Genomic DNA, 15,964 nt, shown 5'->3' on the forward strand with positions numbered 1-15,964 from the left:
GGCCTGCGCCTTCACCGTGAGACCCGACTCAGCCGCCCTGCCCCCGTCCGGACCGCCCTTCGCCGCGTCGTCCCTGGGCCGTGTCCTGCCCGTCCGAGGGCGAGACCAGGCGCTTCATCTTGCGCCGCCCCCATTCCCAGGTCTTGGACAGCGGAGACCAGCCCGGTGACGCCTCCTTCCGCGGAACCCGCGGATCCTGTGGAACGGCCGGCGGCTTCCCGGAGCCGTCCGCCGACGGCCGGAGGGCGCGGGGCACGACAGGAGGATTCCCGGGACGACCCGGGGACGAGCCGCCTGACGGGCCATCACCCGTGCGGGGGCCGGCCTGCTTGGCGGGCGACGCAGAGGCGGGCGGCGGCCGCGACGGCGGAGCGGGAGGTGGGGCCGGACGCCCGGCCTTCACCACCTCGCGTACGTCGTCGGCGGCGATGTCGGACCGGACCCCCGTCAAGGCCTGCGCGTCCCGGGCCCGGCGCCAGCCGAGGGATACCGCACAGGGCGACCCGCTGTCCCTCGCGATGCGCCAGGGAATGTCGGCGTCCGCGGCCGGCCAGTGCAGGGGGTGCTCCGGCTCGGGACGCAGGGGAGCTGTCCTCGCCGGGGCCGTCCCCCACGGCGGCGGGCCCGGCGGCGGCTCGTGTGGCTGGTGGAGTCGGCTCGGGTGGGTCTCCCAGTCCGCCCTCATCCACTTCTCGTACACCGGGGAGGCCCAGGGCACGTAGCGGTCCTGGAGCTCGGCGAGGACGGGACCGCCGCCCGCGGCCCCGGCCAGCGGCGCGCACCAGCCGACGAAGCAGTACAGCGGGCGCGAGCCGTCGGAGTTCATGGAGGTGCTGATCTCGGCGGCGCGACAGGCGACGCCGACCAGCCTGTTGCGGCGGTTCTGCGCGAGCAGGAACCGCGGCCCTTGGTCCAGGTCCCGGCCGCCCGCCGTGAGCCCCGTGACCACGGCGGCCAGCCACTCCCGGTCCACGTCCCTCGGGACTGCCCGCCACCAGCGGTCGGCCCGCCTGGTGCGGCCGTAGACCACGGGAGTCCACGGACCCCCTTCACCGGGACGGGCCTCTTCCCGCGGGGAGGTCTCGTCCGCGTCCGGGCGCCCCCCGGACTCCCTCGGCCGGTGCGCCTCGTCTGGTTCAGACATCGCTGATCTTCACTCCGTCCTTGAAGACGGGAAGGCCCCTGAGCTCGCGTGCGACGCGCGTGTGGAACTCGAGGGCCAGCCGTGCCATCTGGGCGACTTCCTCCACCCGCTGTCGAGCGTCCACCACCGCCTCGACGTATTCAAGGTGGCGGCCCTTGCGCCAGAAGGTGGGACGGTGGTTCGCGACGGCCAGCTCGCGCCGACTCACCTCCTGGCGGAAGTCCGACTCCGTCTGGTGCAGGCCGAGACGGATCTCCTCCAGATACCGAAGGAGCGAGAAGAGGATCGGCTTGTGCAGCCCCATGGGGCGGACGGTCTGCGGATCCACCTGCTGGGTCTCCTCGGCTCCGAAGTGCCCCAGCATCACCGGGCAGACGAGGGTGGTGACGCCCTGCTGGAAGCAGACCGGCAGCACCTTCGTGACGTCCTCCACCAGTTGGTCCCAGATGACCGCGCGCTCGGCCGGGGACCGCGCCTCCGCCACCAGGTCCGCCTTGGTCACCAGAACGACGACGGCGGGCGGCGGCTGGTCGGCCTTCCTCCTGTTCCGCATCGACTCCTGGAGGAGGTACGTCATGCGCTGGGCCTTGGAGGCGCGCTGCACCCGCCGCACGGTGTGGGGCGTCACGGGATCCCGCAGATACCTGCCGTCGAGCACCAGGTAGACCGCGTCCGACAGGTCGAGCCGCGCGATGAGCGCCGAGGTGTCGCTGTCCTCGCCGCGCACCCGGTCGTCCAGGGCGCCGCCGCGGTAGTCCAGCCAGTCGATGGAGAGCAGCGGGTTGAAGTGCTCCCGGAACACGAACGAGTACGGCTTGAGCCGGTCCGCCTCGTTGGGCGGCGGCAGCAGCCCGTCGTCGATGAGCGCGTCCCAGGCCTCGGAGAGGTCGAGGTCCTGATCCGGATCGCAGGCGTGCAGGAAGTAGTTGTTGAGGCCCGCCGACAGGACGGAGTACATCCCGAGCAGGAAGGTCGTCTTGCCCGAGAGGCTGGGCCCGAGCATGGTGACGGTGATCTGGTGGGTGTCGTCGGTACTCATAGCGAGGCCCCCGGTCCTGCCGCGTGGGTTTCGACTTCAGAACAGTGGTAGTTCGCCCAGGAGGTTCTCGAGCCGCTTGCCCGGCTCGATGAGCGGTTGCAGCTGCGCGTACTGGGCCTGCGCCCGGTTGAGCATCTCGGCGGCGCTCCACCCCGGGTGCGGCTCGCCGCGCCAGGCCGCACGCCAGCGCCCCACCAGGTGGTTCTGCGCCTGGTACGCGGCGGCCTGCCGCATGGCGGACTCGATGTGGCCGTTGAGCTCCTCGGCGCGCTTCGCGATGGCCCAGTAGAGGCAGAAGAGCACCGGGCCGACGACGTTCTGCGGCTGTGGTCCGCAGGCCAGCTCGATGAGCGTGCCGTAGACGTGGCGGCTCTGCTGTACGGCGTTGATGAGCGGGTCGAAGGCCTGGTTGAAGCGTCGGACGTCGTCGTCATCGCCGAGCAGATCGCACTTGGTCAGGGCGATGACCAAGGGGGCGAACGTGGTCCGGTCGGCGAGGGCCGCCGTGATCGGCGCCATGAGGGACCTGACCTTGCGGGCTCCCCTGGGCGAGGTGAGCAGTTCGTACGCGTCGACGAAGACGACGAGCGCGTCCGCCGCGAGCAGGTCGCGGCGCAGCTCGGCTGACTGCCCGGAGGTGGACCGTTCGGTGAGCGCGCCGCCGCGGTGGTCGCGCCAGCGGAAGTCGACCAGGTCGCTCGGGCCGTGCCGCAACTTCAGCTCGTAGACCTGCCGGTGGTCGGTCGGCGGCGGATAGTCCCCGCGCAGTACGGCCCGGGCCGCGAGGAGCAGCTGCTGGTGCTGCGCCCGGTCCTGGCAGAGCACTTCGAAGCCGTACGGGCCGTTGTTCATCGTGCTGTACATCAGCGCCATGTACGTCGTCTTGCCGGCCTGGCTGTGCCCCAGCATCACTATGTTCACGACGCCGTCCCGCCACCCGTGCCGAGGGGGTCGCCGCTGGGGTCGTACCCGTGCTCGTCGTGCAGGTCGTGGGAGTACGTACCGGGCGTGGGGCGCGTCGGCCGCAAGACGGTCGGCGCATCGGCGGGAAGGCGCGGGGGAGCGGGCTCGGGCCGCGGCGGGGCGTCCAGGCGGGCGAGCAGCGCTCGGGTGTCGCCGGAGTCGGGCAACCGCCCGAGCAACTCGCGTGCCTTGTCCCGGTGCTTGTCGGCCAGGGGCGCCGAGCGGGACACCTCGATGACCTCGGTGACGGTGTCGAGCGCCGTCCGGGACGCGCCCCGGACGAGGTGCCGCTCCGCGATGTGCAGCAGGTGGTACGCGGGGTCGGCCGCGATGTCCGCGGGTACGCCGAGGTCGACGGGCCAGTCGTCGTCGCACAGGCCGGTGGCCTCGGCGGCCCGGTCGAACTGTTCGTCGTAGACGGGCTGGCGCAGCAGGTGGAAGCCGTCCATGGCAGCCACGACGCAGAGCGCCACGATGCGGCTGGCCAGCTCGCGGTTGACCTCCATCAGCTGCTGGTCGTCGGTCGGGGTCGGCAGCGGGAACGCCAGGCGCGCGCTCGCCGTCCTGTTGAGGACCTCCATCCGCTCCGGCGTCCAGGCGGAGAGGGTGGGGAACCGCAGTACGTAGACCTGCTGGCTGGCCTGGATGCGGCTGCCGCCCCGGTCTCCGCTGAGGTGACAGCCGCCGATGCGCACATGGAGTCGGTACAGGTCGTGCGAGGTCTCGACGACGAGCGCCGGAAGGTCCTTGAGGTCGTTGGCGTAGAGCCGGGCGTGCGGCCAGGCGAAGTGCCGGTCGGTGAGCCGCACACGGAGCAGATTCAGCCGCTCGTACGATCCAAGGTCCCCCATCACCCGTGCGCGGAGCCCGTGCCAGGGGGTTCCATCCTGACGTGTGTCCGGCATCAGGAGGGCCAGTACCGGCTTCTGTGAGAGATCTCGGTACTCGAGTTCGAGGTCGGCCCGGAAACTTCCCGGAAGGCCGTGGAACGGGTAGTGGTCCCGGTCGATTTCCTCCTGGACCCGGCTGCGGCGTACGGCTTCCTGGTGCGCTGCCTCCTCCCGGGCCAATCGCTGATTGAGCTGAGCCTCCTCGCGGAGATTCTCCGTGCGCAGGCGTTCGAGTTCCGCCTCGTGCGCCTGCGTTTCCCGGCGTTCATCGGCGGTGGCTCGTCGATCGTCGGCCGCCTGCCGGTACTGCAACCCCGCCACCAGCACATTGCTGACAGCGCTCACGATGTCTCCCGCGCCGATCATGTCGCCCATGAGTCCCCCCGGACAGGCAGCCGTAGCGCATTCAGGGCCCCCAAGACCCTGATTCGTTCAACCGTTCGCCCCCCAGCGTCGAGTTGAACGTACCGGCCGATTGTGTAGCCGAGATGCTACTGCCAGAAAGCGATTACGGCATCGCCTCGCGCTTTCCCGAACAATGGAAATGTGGCGGCATTTCCATTCCCCGTGAGGGAATGCATGCCCTTTGTGGTGCGGCAGGCTCGTGTGACGGCTGAGGTCCTTCGGCGGGTGGCTGTCGGACCGTCGACGGCCAGGGCGCACTCCGCCGTCCCCGCACCGCGTCCTGCCCGGCCGGAGCCCGGGGAAGGCCAGTCCCGGCCAAAACTCACTGGCGGGTCCGGGACCTCGCGGACGACCATGGGGCCATGAATGATCAACCCTCCCGATGGACCCAGGCGACCGTCTACCCCGACATGTGGGCGGACCCGGGCGACGACCCCCGCGACAACGGGGGCACGCCGGACGGCGAGCTCCCGACCCTCCAGGACTACCTGACGAACTACCGCATCACTCTGCGGATGAAGTGCGAGGGTCTTGACGCGGAGCAGCTGGCCCGCCGGTCGGTGCCGCCGTCGACGATGTCGCTGCTCGGCCTGGTGCGGCACCTCGCCGAAGTCGAGCGGGACTGGCGCGGCTGGCTCGGCGATCCGCTGCCGAAGCTGTACGGCGTGCGTGACGGGGACTTCGACGGGGCCGTCGCCGACCAGGCCGTGGTCGACGCCGCGTACGCGGACCTGGAGCGGGAGCAGGCGGAGACCGACGCGGCGCTTGCCCGGTACCCGGACCTGGGCGCGCGCGTGGGGAAAAACAACATCTCGATACGGGAGCTGCTGGTGCACCGCGTGGAGGAGTACGCCCGCCACTGCGGGCACGCCGACCTGCTGCGGGAGTGCGTGGACGGAAGGGTCGGACAGTGACCGCGTGACGCCGTCCCCGCGCCGCGACCGGTGGACACCCGCCTCCCGGCAGGTGTCCACCGGCCGCGGCGGCCCGGACGTCAGGCGGGCAGCGCCGCCTCGACTGCCGCCACGACCTCGGCCGACTCGGGCTCGGTCTGCGGGGCGAAGCGGGCGGCGACCGTCCCGTCGGCGGAGACCAGGAACTTCTCGAAGTTCCAGCGGATGTCGCCGGTGTGGCCCTCGGCGTCCGCCTCCGTCACCAGGTGCTGGTACAGCGGGTGCCGCCCCGCGCCGTTGACGTCCACCTTCTCCGTCAGGGGGAACGTCACGCCGTACGTCGCCGAGCAGAATTCGGCGATCTCCTCGGACGTGCCGGGCTCCTGGCCCATGAACTGGTTGCACGGCACCCCGAGGACGGTGAAGCCACGGGCGGCGTACGTCTCCTGGAGGCGCTCCAGGCCGGCGTACTGCGGGGTGAGGCCGCACTTGGAGGCGACGTTGACGATCAGGACGGCCTTGCCCAGGTACTGGGACAGGTTCGCGGGGCCGCCCTGGAGGCTCTCGATCTCTACTGCGTCGTAGACAGACATGCTGCGGAGCCTACGCTCAGGCCCGGCCGGGCGCGGAGCCGGGCCGGGCGGGCTCCGGCGGCCCGTCGCGGTGCAGCCTGCCACGGGCGACCAGCTCGACGGTGACGGCCGTGGCGATCGCCTGCACCGCCATCAGGGCGATGAGGACGAACAGCTGCACCGCGCCCGCCTGCACGGGCGAGGCGCCGCCGAGCAGCATGCCGACGAACGCGCCGGGAAGTGTGACCAGGCCGACGGTGCGGGTCTGGTCGAGCCCGGGAAGGAGTGCGTCGGACGCGGCCGGACGACTGACCTCCAGACGGGCGTCGTGCGGGAGCAGACCGAGGGCAAGGCCCGCCTCGAACTCGCCGAAGCGGGTGTGAAGTTCGTCCAGGGCGCGGCGCCCTGCGAGCACCGTCGCGGTGAGCGCGCCGCCGATGAGGATGCCGGTCACCGGGACCATGGCGATGCCGCGCACCGGGACGAGCCCGGTCAGGGTGAGCACGGCGACCACCGGCACGACGGGCGTCGCGATGGGCACCGCCGCCCACCACCAGGTGTCGTTCGGCGTGATGCGGCGCCCCGCTGTGCGCGCGGCCACGCCCAGCATGAGCAGCAGAAACGCGAACAGGGCCGCCGTGTGGTGCACCACCCAGCCGATGAGCGAGGAGACCACGGCCAGTTGCGCCGTCGCCCGTGCGCCGGCCACGGCGATCTCCCGGGCCCTGCCGCGCGACCCGTCCGGCGAGAGCCGGAACACCGCCGCCGCCGAGGCCGCCGCCAGGAGCAGGACCAGCAGGACGACACCCAGTGTCACGTTCACGGGCAGCAGCGTCTGAGCAGCGAGTACACGCACAGGCACACCCTAGGCGCGGGGGCCGTAGGCTCCTTCCTACCGGCGCGTTCGTCCTCTGGTGAGGCGATTGCGCCGGACGGACGTACGCAGCGACAGAAGGGCGACCAGTCATGGCGCAGCAAGTGCGGGGCGTGATCGCACGCGCGAAGGGCGAGCCGGTACGGATCGAGACGATCACCGTGCCGGATCCGGGGCCTGGGGAAGCCGTGGTGAAGGTCCAGGCGTGCGGTGTCTGCCACACCGACCTGCACTATCGCGAAGGCGGCATCAACGACGAATTCCCGTTCCTGCTCGGCCATGAGGCGGCGGGCGTCGTAGAGTCGGTGGGCGACGGCGTCAGCGAGGTCGCGCCGGGCGACTTCGTGATCCTCAACTGGCGTGCCGTGTGCGGCCAGTGCCGCGCCTGTCGGCGGGGCCGCTCCCAGTACTGCTTCAACACGCACAACGCGCGGCAGAAGATGACCCTCGCCGACGGCACCGAGCTGGCGCCCGCGCTCGGCATCGGCGCGTTCGCCGAGAAGACCCTCGTCGCGGCCGGGCAGTGCACCAAGGTCGACCCGGCCGCGTCCCCGGCCGCCGCCGGTCTGCTCGGCTGCGGTGTGATGGCCGGTCTCGGCGCCGCCATCAACACCGGCGGGGTCACCCGCGGCGATTCGGTGGCCGTCATCGGCTGCGGCGGGGTCGGCAACGCGGCCGTCGTCGGGGCCCGGCTCGCCGGAGCCGCGAAGATCATCGCCGTCGACATCGACGACCGGAAGCTGGAGACCGCCCGCGGCCTCGGCGCGACCCACTCCGTCAACTCCCGCTCGACCGACCCGGTCGAGGCCGTCCGGGAGCTGACCGGCGGCTTCGGCGCCGACGTCGTCATCGACGCCGTCGGCCGCCCGGAGACGTACGAGCAGGCCTTCTACGCCCGCGACCTGGCGGGCACGGTCGTCCTGGTGGGCGTGCCCACCCCGGAGATGCGTCTCGACCTGCCGCTGCTCGACGTCTTCGGGCGCGGCGGCGCGCTCAAGTCGAGCTGGTACGGCGACTGCCTGCCCGCGCGGGACTTCCCCATGCTCATCGATCTCTACCGGCAGGGGCGGCTCGACCTCGACGCGTTCGTGACCGAGACGATCGCGCTCGACGAGGTGGAGAAGGCCTTCGAGCGGATGCACCACGGCGACGTGCTGCGCTCGGTGGTGGTCTTCTGATGGCCCCCGCGACGGAGGGCCCCGTCCGCGTCGAACACCTCGTCACTTCCGGCACGTTCTCCCTCGACGGCGGTACCTGGGACGTCGACAACAACGTGTGGCTCGTCGGTGACGACCGCGAGGTCCTGGTCATCGACGCCGCGCACGACGCCGACGCCATCGCCGCGGCCGTGGGCGACCGGCGCCTCGTCGCCATCGTGTGCACCCACGCCCACGACGACCACGTCGACGCCGCCCCCGCGCTTGCCGACCGCACCGGCGCTCCCGTCCTGCTGCACCCGGACGACCTGGAGCTGTGGAAGCTCACCCACCCGGACCGCGCGCCGGACGGCGAGCTGGCCGACGGCCAGGAACTGGACGTCGCGGGGACGACCCTGACGGTCTTGCACACCCCGGGCCACTGTCGGGGTGCCATCAGCCTGTACGCACCGGGTCTGGGCACCGTGTTCACCGGCGACACGCTGTTCGCGGGCGGACCGGGCGCCACCGGCCGGTCCTTCAGTGACTTCCCGACGATCGTCGAGTCGATCCGTGAGCGGCTCCTGACGCTGCCGCCGGAGACGGTCGTGCGCACCGGCCACGGCGACGACACCACGATCGGCTCGGAGTCCGGTCACGTGCGGGAGTGGATCGCGCGCGGCCACTGAGTCCGGCGTCACCCCCTGGAAGGCCACCTGCGGAAATGCCCCGCGGGTGGCCTTTCCGCACTGCTAGCCTGTAGCGGGTGAATACGCATACTGGCCCTTACGAAGTCCGCGCCGAGACGCCCTCCGTCGAGACCTACCTCCACCTTCGCGCCGCCTCGGGGCTGAGCCCGCGGACGGTCGAGCAGGCCGCGGCCGGACTGCCCCGCACCTGGTACGCCGTCACCGTCCACGCCGGGGACGAGCCCGTCGGCATGGGCCGCGTCGTCGGCGACGGCGGGTGTGTCTTCCAGATCGTCGACATGGCCGTCCTGCCCGCGCATCAGGGGCAGGGGCTCGGCAAGCAGATCATGGCCGCGCTCGTCGACGAACTGGAGCGCCGGGCGCCGAAGGGGGCGTACGTCTCCCTCATCGCGGACGGCGACGCGCGCTTCCTGTACGAGAAGTTCGGCTTCCGCGACACGGCTCCCGTGTCGATCGGGATGCAGCGCTGCGTCTGACGCCGTCCGGCGCCCTGCCGATCGGCATCGAGTGACGGCCCCGCCGATCCGCGTCGGGTGACGGCTCTGTCGACCCGGCGAGGGGGCGGGCCTGCTGATCCGGTCGATCCGTCGAGAGGGGTGCGCCGCAGGTCGCGCGTGCTGGCAGCGCTCCTCGATCTCCGATAAGTTAGGCAAGGCTTACCTTATGGAGGTTGAGGATGGGTGTCCGACACATCAGCACGACCATGCCCGCAGCGGCGGCGCGCGCCCGCTCCGTGCTCGCCACCGCCTGGTCCTGCGCGGTGACCACGGAGATCGGCAGGGACGAACTCCTCGGTGCCCACAGCGTCAGCGAGCGGGGTGCCGTACGCCTGGACCCGCCGGAGGACAGCGCCCTCGCGGCCGCCCTCATCTGCGCGCCGCGCGGCGAGCCGTCCACCCTCGTGGAGTTCGCGGACGTCTCGCCGGTGCCGGTGCGGGACCGGGTGCGCAGCCGCCTGTGGCTTTCGGGCTCGCTCACGGCCACCCGCGACGAACTCGTCTTCGAGCCGACCGCGGTCGTCCTGCACGACACCCACGGCCGCACCGGCGTCGACCTCGAGGAGTTCGCGCTCGCGGACCCCGACCCGCTCGCCCACGCGGAGTCCCGGCTGCTCACCCACCTCGCCGACTCCCATCCCGACGCCGTCGAGCAGCTCACCCGGCTCATCGCCGCGGAGAGCCTGAGCGGTGTCGTGAACGTCAAACCGTTCGCCATCGACCGGCACGGCCTCACCCTGCGCCTCGAACGCGTCAGCAGTCAGGCCGATGTGCGTCTGCCCTTCCACGCGCCCGTCGAGGACCTGGGCCAGGTCACCGAGTGCATGCACGCCCTGCTCACCAAGGCGCGACTGCTGCGCCGCCCCGCGCTGCGTCCGGCTCCGCCGGAGTCCTGAGGACCCTTCCGGCCGAACCGCTTTTCCCCGTGGGGGAGATGGGGCCGCGCTGATCGATGGGCCGGTTACCGGTCACCGGAGTGATCCAGGCATGATGGGCACCATGAGCGCGCAGAGTAAGTCTTTGCCCAACGATCCGGTGGAACCGGTTCAGGCCCTGATCGTCGTCGACATGCAGTCCGCCTTCGTCTCCGGCGACGATGCCATTCCTCACGTCGAGCGTGTGCTCCAGCGCACCGAACAGCTCATCGCCAAGGCCCGCGCGGCCGACGCCCTCGTCGTCCAGCTCCAGAACGACGGCCCGGAAGGCGCCACCGACGAGCCGGGCACGCCCGGCTGGCGCCTCCACCTGCCCGTGGACCCCGACCGCGGCGAGGTCGTGATCCGCAAGGAGTACGACGACGGCTTCGAGGAGACCGAACTGGAGGAGCTGCTGCGCGAGGAAGGCGTCACGTCGCTGGCGGTCTGCGGCGTCATGTCGGAGATGTGTGTGAGCGCCACCGCGCGCACCGCCCTCGATCTGGACTTCCGCGTGGTCATGCCGCACGACGCTCATGGGACGTACGACATCCCGGCGGCCGAGGGCATCAGCGACGCCGTACCCGCGGCGACGGTCTCGCGCGTCGCGGAGTGGGCCCTCGGCGACGAGGTCGAGATCGTGCCGAGCGCCGACGACGTGAGCTTCACCGCCTCCTGAGGCGCGCCCGGGCGCGGGACGCCTGTGGCCGCCCGCGCGGTGGGCGGCCACAGACGTCGGCGGGACGCGTGATCAGGCGTCCGCCGACCGTGTCGCGAGGACGCTCGCCACTTCGTACAGATAGCGGTTGACCGGGGTCGGCGTCCCGGTGCGCTCGCCGAGCCGGACGACCGAGCCGTTCCACGCGTCGAGTTCGGACGGGCGGCCGGACAGGATGTCGCGCTGGAGCGACGACGTGCCCTCGGCGGGCTGCTGGTCGAGGAAGGCGAGCGTCCGCGCCACGATGTCCTCCGGCAGCGCCACGTCGTGCGCCGCGGCCAGGTGCTGGATCTCGGTCATGCCCTCGACGAGGAGCTTCCGTGTCCCCGGCCGCGAGCGCAGCACGCCGAACGGCGCGTCCGTCACCGTGCCGAGCCCGCCGAAGGGCACCACGAACAGGAACTTGGACCACAGCTCCGCCCAGATGTCGTCCGGCACAGAGGCGGCCACGGACGCGCCCGTGAGGGCGGACGCGAGGCGCTCCACGCGCTCGGACGCGCTGCTGTCCCACTCCGCGAACGCCAGCGCGGCCGGGCCGCCGGCATGCCGCACGCGCCCCGGCCCGTCCAACCGCGCGATGATCTTCGCGGTGCCGGGCAGGACCGCGCCGCGGCCGACCGCCCGCGCCACCTGCTCGGGAGCCTCCACGCCGTTCTGGAACGTCACGACCGCCGTGTCGGCACCGACGAGCGGCTTCAACGCGGCGACGGCGGCCGGGAGTTGCCAGGTCTTGACGCACAGCAGGGCGTAGTCGACCTCCCCGATGTCCCGGGTGTCGTCGGTCGCGCGCACCGGGGCCACGGCGAAGTCCCCTGCCGTGCTGTCCACGCGCAGACCGTCGCGCCGCAGGGCCTCCAGATGGGCGCCCCGCGCGACGAAGCGCACGTCGTGCCCGGCGGCGGCGAGCCGTCCGCCGAAGTACCCGCCGATCCCGCCGGTGCCGATCACCGCGACGCGGACCTGCCTCGCCCCTGCTTTCCCCGCCATGGAGAACCTCCCCTTGATTCCCGGTCGTCGCGCCGGGCGCCCGCGGCCCGGATCGGGTCAGACTATGCCGGGACCGCGCGGCGCCCTACGACTACAAGGGCAGCGCGCACACCGCGACCGGTGCCTTGAACGGCTCGCCGGTCAGGGTGAGTTCGCCCGTGCCCTCGTCGACGCGGAAGACGCTGACCGAACCGGACCGCTGGTTGCTGGCGAACAGCAGCCGCTGCGCGGGGGAGAAGGCCAGGTGCCGCGGGAAGTCCCCGCCCGATGACGTCGTGCCGAGGAGGCGGAGTTGGGCTCCGTCGCGCTCGACGGCGTACCGCGCCAGGGAGTTGTGCCCCCGGTTGGCGACGTACGCGAAGCGGCCGTCGCGGGTCACGAGGGGTTGCGCCGGGTAGTTCGTGATGCCGGGCGGGGTGCCCGTGGACTGCGGCTCACCGGGCGTCAGACGCCCGGTCGTGGCGTCGTAGGCGCAGGCCACGACCGTGTTGTCCAACTCGTTGGCCACGTAAGCGAAGCAGCCCGAGGGGTGGAACGCGAGATGGCGCGGCCCGGCGCCCGCCCGCAGCGTCACGCGCGTGACCGGGCGCAGCCTGCCCGCCTCCGTGTCGAGACGGTACGTGTACACCGTGTCGGTCCCGAGGTCGACGGCCAGGACGTGGCGGCCGTCCGGCGACGTCACGATCTGGTGGGCGTGCGGGCCCTGCTGCCCGGGACCGGGCGCGGGCTCGGAGTGCGTGACGAGGTCGGTGCGCTCGCCGAGCGCGCCCGACTCCTCGATGGGGTGCACGGCCACGCTGCCGGAGCTGTAGTTGGCGCTGAGCAGCCAGCGGCCGCTCGGGTGCACGGACAGGTGGCAGGGCCCCGCGCCTCCGGTGTCGCGCGTGCCGAGCACCCGGTGGGCGCCGTCGGGGGAGAGCGCGACGGCGGTCACACCGCCCGGCGACCGTTCGTTGACGCAGTACAGCGTCCGCCCCGAGGGGTGCGCCGTCAGATAGGACGGATCGAGGACTCCGGCGAGCGTCCCGGCACCGGTGACGCGGCCGGTCGTCTCGTCGTACGTGGCGAGGCCGATGCCGGTGCCGCCGCCCGGCTCGGAGGTGTAGGTGCCGAGGAAGAGGGGGCGCCCGCTGGCGGGGAGCGGCGCGGCCCCCGCGGACGTGGTGGTGACGGCTCCGGCGGCAGCCGCGGCGAGCGTCGTAGCGATGAACCGGCGTCTGTCCATGCTGCACCTCGTGTGTCAGAAGTGACGGTAGTGGCGGTGTGGCAGACACCTTGGACCCTGGGCGGTTGAACAGGCAATAGTCGCAACATGGGTTGCATCATGTGCAACGCGGACAAGGGGGTGTCTGGCGGACCCGAACCGCGCGCTCCGCTCCACCGCCCTCCCCGTCACGAGGGCGTCAGGCGAGGACGTCAGGCGTCGACTCGCTCTCCGTCCTCCTGCTCGTGTGCATCTGCCAACGCGTCCTCGTAGAGGCGGAACAGGCGTGGCGTGGACCGCCCCTCGGTCGACCGCGTGTGCAGGAGGCGCGCCCAGCAGCGCGCGGTGAGAGCCCTGGCCCTGCTTCCCGGCCAGGGCTCGGGCAGCAGCTCGGGGGGAAGGAGCGGGTCCGGCTCCATCGCCGCGGAGAACGCGGAGGCGAGCGTGACGGCCAGCGTGAGCCGCTCGACGTCCGTCGGCCCCGTGGCGCTGTCCAGTACCGCGAGACAGGACGCGGCGAATGCCGCGAGCCGGTCGTGGCGCTCGGCGATCTCCGGGAGCGGCCACAGGGACGCGGCCAGTTCGCGGGGCGCGTCCAGGCCGCCTATACGCAGATCCCTGCTGGTGAGGAAGGTGACCGAGGGCAGGACGCCGAGATGGCGGGCCTGCGCCTCCACGAGGTCCTCGACGGCGTTGGCGCACACGTACAGACCGCCCTGGACGGGGGCGGCGCCGAGGTGCAGCAGGGTGTCGCGCAGCGTGTCGCGGGCGGCGCGGCTCGACTCGGGCACGGCGAAGGCGAACAGGTGCCAGGTGCCGTCCCAGGGCGCGAGGCCCTGATCCTGGCGGTACGCGTGCCGCACATACGCGGCGTCCGGGGCGAGGGAGCCGGTGACGTCGGCGACGGCGCGCAGCACGGCCTTGCGGCCCCGGCCCTCGTGGGTGAACCGGCCCTCGCCGACGAGCCGTTTGACGCAGAGCCGGACCTGCTGGTCGCTCATGCCGAGGACGTTCGCGACCGTGTACAGCTCGCCCGCGTCGACCGTGCCGTCCTCGCGGACGAGGGCGTGGACCAGCAGGCGCGTCGGGATCTCCGGCCGGTCGGCGGACGCGTCGGCGATCTCGCGTGCGGTGGTGCTCATCGTGTCTCCCGGGCTGTGGGGGTGGGCGCGGGCGTGACCGCGCGGTGCATGGGCGTCACCGCGTCGAAGCCCATCAGGGAACGCAGATACGGCGTGCGCCGGGTCCGGGTCGCGGTGAAGCCGTGCCGCTCGTACAGGGCGCGGGCTCGCGGATTGACGTCGATGACCTCCAGGCGGACGCGGCGGCAGCCCGCCTCGGCCGCGACGGCGGCGACCTCCCGCAGCAACAGGCTGCCGATGCCGTGACCACGCTGGTCCGCTGCCACGGCGATGCCGTCCATGACCAGCTCCCCGGCGGCGGCGGTCCGCTCGAAGAGGGCGAGCACCGCGAGCCGGGGCAGGCCGCGCAGCGGGCCGTACGCGGACAGGACGTCGCGTATGCCCCCGCCGGTCAGCGCGCGCCCGTCCAGCTGGAATCCGGCGACGCCCACCACCCGCTCGCCGCGCGTGGCGACGACACCCCGGTCGTGGTGGAGGTGCCGGGCGAGGAAGGCCTGCCCGGCGTCGGCCGGGCCGAGACCCGGACCCAGCTTCCGCCCGAAGGCCTCCCAGTAGAGCGCGGCGACCTGGTCCTCCGCGCCTTCGGGGACGCCTCGCCGCACGTCGGGTGCTCCGTCTGCCGCCGCCGTGCGCCCGTGCTCCGTCGTGCTCATGCGTACCGCTCCTCCCCGTCGATCCGCCCCTTGTGCGTTCGAGTGTATTACGTTCATGCTCAGAACGGGCGTTTCTCAAACAATAGATTCGGGGTGGGGTATGCGAGGGCACCTGCGCGGCGTGTGGGGGGTACTGAGGAGGCGGCAGGCGAGCAGACGGCAGGCGAGCAGACGGCGCCGCGTAGTGGTGTGGTGCCTGGTCGGCGCCGTGCTCGTGGCCGCGGGGCTCGGCGGCGTCGTGCTCTGGCAGAACACGTACGCGCTGCGCGAGGAGCGGGTGCGCCTGCGGCACGACGGGCACACGCTCGACGGCGTCCTCGCCCGCCCGGCGAAGGGCGAAGGGCCGTTCGGCGTGGTCGTGTTCGTCCACGGTGACGGGCCCGTCGACGCGACCCACGACTCGTTCTACCGGCCCCTGTGGGAGTCCTTCGCCAAGGCCGGATACGCCTCGCTGTCCTTCAGCAAGCCCGGCGTCGACGGCTCGGGCGGCGACTGGCTTGAGCAGAGCATGGCCGACCGGGCGGAGGAGACCCTGGCCGCGGTCGCCTGGGCCCGCGCCCGGCCGGACGTCGACCGGCGGCGCGTAGGGCTGTGGGGCGCGAGCCAGGCGGGCTGGGTGCTGCCCAAGGTCGCCGCCCGCGACCGGAACCTCCAGTTCGTCATCGCGGTCTCGCCCGCTGTCAACTGGCAGCGCCAGGGCCGCTACAACCTCCTCGCCGAGCTGCGCCGCGACGGCGCGTCCCCGGCGCGGAAGGCCGCCGAGCTGCGCAGACGCGAGGTGACGCTGCGGCTGCTGCGCGAGGGCGCGTCGTACGACGCGTACCGCTCCGCCGTCCACGACCCGCGCGGCATGACCGCCGACCGATGGCGCTTCGTCTCGCGGAACCACACCGCCGACGCCACCGCGGACCTGCGCGCGATGTCCGGCACACCGGTCCTGCTCGTCCTGGCGGGCCACGACGACAACGTCGACGTCGCCGAGACGGAGTCCGCCTACCGGGCGCTCCTGCCCGCCACGGGCCTGCGCGTGGAGCGCTACCCGGACGCCACCCACTCCCTGGTGCCGTACGACCTCGAGCGCTCCGAGATCAAGATCACCCTCACCGCGGTGTTCGCCCCCCGGTCGGTCTACGCCTCCGGATTCCTCACCGGGCAACGCCACTTCGTCCGGGACCTCGAGGTCCCGGAGGGGTGAGGCGCGGCCGGTGCGCGGGGTGCGGCGC

At 72.4% G+C, this 15,964-nt stretch carries 17 protein-coding genes; 7 read left to right on the forward strand and 10 right to left on the reverse strand.

All coding sequences use genetic code 11. The features are described 5' to 3' along the window. Nucleotides 1–28: 28 nt before the first annotated feature. Genes CP982_RS39610 through CP982_RS39625 form a run of 4 tightly spaced genes read right to left on the reverse strand, consistent with a single transcriptional unit; the run spans nucleotide 29 to nucleotide 4,381 of the window. The gene (locus CP982_RS39610) at nucleotides 29–1,144 is read right to left on the reverse strand and encodes a hypothetical protein (protein WP_150514915.1); all 1,116 of its coding nucleotides are present in this window, start codon (nucleotides 1,142–1,144) and stop codon (nucleotides 29–31) included. Then, nucleotides 1,137–2,183, reverse strand: a complete 1,047-nt coding sequence (locus tag CP982_RS39615; RefSeq protein ID WP_150514916.1) for a hypothetical protein — start codon at nucleotides 2,181–2,183, stop codon at nucleotides 1,137–1,139. Before CP982_RS39615 ends, CP982_RS39610 begins: the two co-directional genes overlap by 8 nt. Nucleotides 2,184–2,219: 36 nt before the next feature. Continuing rightward, nucleotides 2,220–3,104, reverse strand: a complete 885-nt coding sequence (locus tag CP982_RS39620; protein WP_150514917.1) for a TRAFAC clade GTPase domain-containing protein — start codon at nucleotides 3,102–3,104, stop codon at nucleotides 2,220–2,222. Then, a complete protein-coding gene (locus CP982_RS39625) occupies nucleotides 3,101–4,381 on the reverse strand; it encodes a hypothetical protein (RefSeq protein ID WP_150514918.1) in 1,281 nt (426 codons plus the stop codon). The genes CP982_RS39620 and CP982_RS39625 overlap by 4 nt, the downstream gene beginning before the upstream one ends. A gap of 422 nt (nucleotides 4,382–4,803) precedes the next feature. Here CP982_RS39625 and CP982_RS39630 point away from each other — a divergent pair, with 422 nt between their 5' ends. After that, nucleotides 4,804–5,355, forward strand: coding sequence for a DinB family protein (locus CP982_RS39630; protein ID WP_150514919.1), 552 nt, complete (start codon nucleotides 4,804–4,806; stop codon nucleotides 5,353–5,355). Nucleotides 5,356–5,435: 80 nt separating this feature from the next. Here CP982_RS39630 and CP982_RS39635 read toward each other — a convergent pair whose 3' ends face one another. After that, nucleotides 5,436–5,927, reverse strand: a complete 492-nt coding sequence (locus CP982_RS39635; RefSeq protein ID WP_150514920.1) for a glutathione peroxidase — start codon at nucleotides 5,925–5,927, stop codon at nucleotides 5,436–5,438. A gap of 16 nt (nucleotides 5,928–5,943) precedes the next feature. Further along, the gene (locus CP982_RS39640) at nucleotides 5,944–6,762 is read right to left on the reverse strand and encodes an ABC transporter permease (protein WP_150514921.1); all 819 of its coding nucleotides are present in this window, start codon (nucleotides 6,760–6,762) and stop codon (nucleotides 5,944–5,946) included. Between the two features lie 110 nt (nucleotides 6,763–6,872). Between CP982_RS39640 and CP982_RS39645 the strand changes: the two genes are divergently transcribed. The 5 genes from CP982_RS39645 to CP982_RS39665 all read left to right on the forward strand — a co-directional run bounded on the left by CP982_RS39645 (nucleotide 6,873) and on the right by CP982_RS39665 (nucleotide 10,716). Then, complete coding sequence (locus CP982_RS39645; protein ID WP_150514922.1) at nucleotides 6,873–7,958, forward strand: S-(hydroxymethyl)mycothiol dehydrogenase; 1,086 nt, start codon at nucleotides 6,873–6,875, stop codon at nucleotides 7,956–7,958. Next, on the forward strand, nucleotides 7,958–8,605 hold the full coding sequence (locus CP982_RS39650; RefSeq protein WP_150514923.1) for an MBL fold metallo-hydrolase: 648 nt from the start codon (nucleotides 7,958–7,960) through the stop codon (nucleotides 8,603–8,605). The genes CP982_RS39645 and CP982_RS39650 overlap by 1 nt, the downstream gene beginning before the upstream one ends. Nucleotides 8,606–8,682: 77 nt before the next feature. Continuing rightward, nucleotides 8,683–9,102, forward strand: coding sequence for a GNAT family N-acetyltransferase (locus tag CP982_RS39655; RefSeq protein ID WP_150514924.1), 420 nt, complete (start codon nucleotides 8,683–8,685; stop codon nucleotides 9,100–9,102). A 200-nt stretch (nucleotides 9,103–9,302) separates the two neighbouring features. Continuing rightward, complete coding sequence (locus CP982_RS39660; protein ID WP_150514925.1) at nucleotides 9,303–10,019, forward strand: DUF2470 domain-containing protein; 717 nt, start codon at nucleotides 9,303–9,305, stop codon at nucleotides 10,017–10,019. Between the two features lie 103 nt (nucleotides 10,020–10,122). Further along, nucleotides 10,123–10,716, forward strand: a complete 594-nt coding sequence (locus tag CP982_RS39665) for an isochorismatase family protein (RefSeq protein ID WP_150514926.1) — start codon at nucleotides 10,123–10,125, stop codon at nucleotides 10,714–10,716. Nucleotides 10,717–10,788: 72 nt separating this feature from the next. On the opposite strand, the gene CP982_RS39670 is transcribed toward CP982_RS39665, so the two are convergent. From CP982_RS39670 to CP982_RS39685, 4 genes are all read right to left on the reverse strand, one after another. After that, nucleotides 10,789–11,742 (reverse strand): 2-dehydropantoate 2-reductase, encoded by a 954-nt coding sequence (locus CP982_RS39670; RefSeq protein WP_150514927.1) that lies wholly within the window; start codon nucleotides 11,740–11,742, stop codon nucleotides 10,789–10,791. A 91-nt stretch (nucleotides 11,743–11,833) separates the two neighbouring features. Next, nucleotides 11,834–12,967: a lactonase family protein gene (locus CP982_RS39675; protein ID WP_150514928.1), complete on the reverse strand. Its 1,134-nt coding sequence runs from the start codon at nucleotides 12,965–12,967 to the stop codon at nucleotides 11,834–11,836. Nucleotides 12,968–13,158: 191 nt separating this feature from the next. Continuing rightward, nucleotides 13,159–14,088 carry a PaaX family transcriptional regulator C-terminal domain-containing protein gene (locus CP982_RS39680; protein WP_150514929.1) on the reverse strand — a complete coding sequence of 310 codons (930 nt, stop codon included), beginning with the start codon at nucleotides 14,086–14,088 and terminating at the stop codon, nucleotides 13,159–13,161. After that, a complete protein-coding gene (locus tag CP982_RS39685; RefSeq protein WP_150514930.1) occupies nucleotides 14,085–14,741 on the reverse strand; it encodes a GNAT family N-acetyltransferase in 657 nt (218 codons plus the stop codon). The genes CP982_RS39680 and CP982_RS39685 overlap by 4 nt, the downstream gene beginning before the upstream one ends. Before the next feature lie 100 nt (nucleotides 14,742–14,841). Here CP982_RS39685 and CP982_RS39690 point away from each other — a divergent pair, with 100 nt between their 5' ends. Beyond that, entirely contained in the window at nucleotides 14,842–15,936 is a 1,095-nt protein-coding gene (locus tag CP982_RS39690) for an alpha/beta hydrolase family protein (protein ID WP_150514931.1), read from the forward strand. The last annotated feature ends 28 nt before the right edge of the window (nucleotides 15,937–15,964 follow it).

The organism is Streptomyces spectabilis, assembly GCF_008704795.1.
Taxonomy (GTDB): domain Bacteria; phylum Actinomycetota; class Actinomycetes; order Streptomycetales; family Streptomycetaceae; genus Streptomyces; species Streptomyces spectabilis.

Bases quoted from the DNA above. Each gene is read 5' to 3' on its own strand.
- CP982_RS39665 (WP_150514926.1), top strand. From the start codon at position 10,123: ATGAGCGCGCAGAGTAAGTCTTTGCCCAACGATCCGGTGGAACCGGTT.
- CP982_RS39615 (WP_150514916.1), bottom strand. From the start codon at position 2,183: ATGAGTACCGACGACACCCACCAGATCACCGTCACCATGCTCGGGCCC.
- CP982_RS39685 (WP_150514930.1), bottom strand. From the start codon at position 14,741: ATGAGCACGACGGAGCACGGGCGCACGGCGGCGGCAGACGGAGCACCC.
- CP982_RS39680 (WP_150514929.1), bottom strand. From the start codon at position 14,088: ATGAGCACCACCGCACGCGAGATCGCCGACGCGTCCGCCGACCGGCCG.
- CP982_RS39610 (WP_150514915.1), bottom strand. From the start codon at position 1,144: ATGTCTGAACCAGACGAGGCGCACCGGCCGAGGGAGTCCGGGGGGCGC.
- CP982_RS39635 (WP_150514920.1), bottom strand. From the start codon at position 5,927: ATGTCTGTCTACGACGCAGTAGAGATCGAGAGCCTCCAGGGCGGCCCC.
- CP982_RS39645 (WP_150514922.1), top strand. From the start codon at position 6,873: ATGGCGCAGCAAGTGCGGGGCGTGATCGCACGCGCGAAGGGCGAGCCG.
- CP982_RS39650 (WP_150514923.1), top strand. From the start codon at position 7,958: ATGGCCCCCGCGACGGAGGGCCCCGTCCGCGTCGAACACCTCGTCACT.
- CP982_RS39630 (WP_150514919.1), top strand. From the start codon at position 4,804: ATGAATGATCAACCCTCCCGATGGACCCAGGCGACCGTCTACCCCGAC.
- CP982_RS39675 (WP_150514928.1), bottom strand. From the start codon at position 12,967: ATGGACAGACGCCGGTTCATCGCTACGACGCTCGCCGCGGCTGCCGCC.
- CP982_RS39670 (WP_150514927.1), bottom strand. From the start codon at position 11,742: ATGGCGGGGAAAGCAGGGGCGAGGCAGGTCCGCGTCGCGGTGATCGGC.
- CP982_RS39660 (WP_150514925.1), top strand. From the start codon at position 9,303: ATGGGTGTCCGACACATCAGCACGACCATGCCCGCAGCGGCGGCGCGC.
- CP982_RS39690 (WP_150514931.1), top strand. From the start codon at position 14,842: ATGCGAGGGCACCTGCGCGGCGTGTGGGGGGTACTGAGGAGGCGGCAG.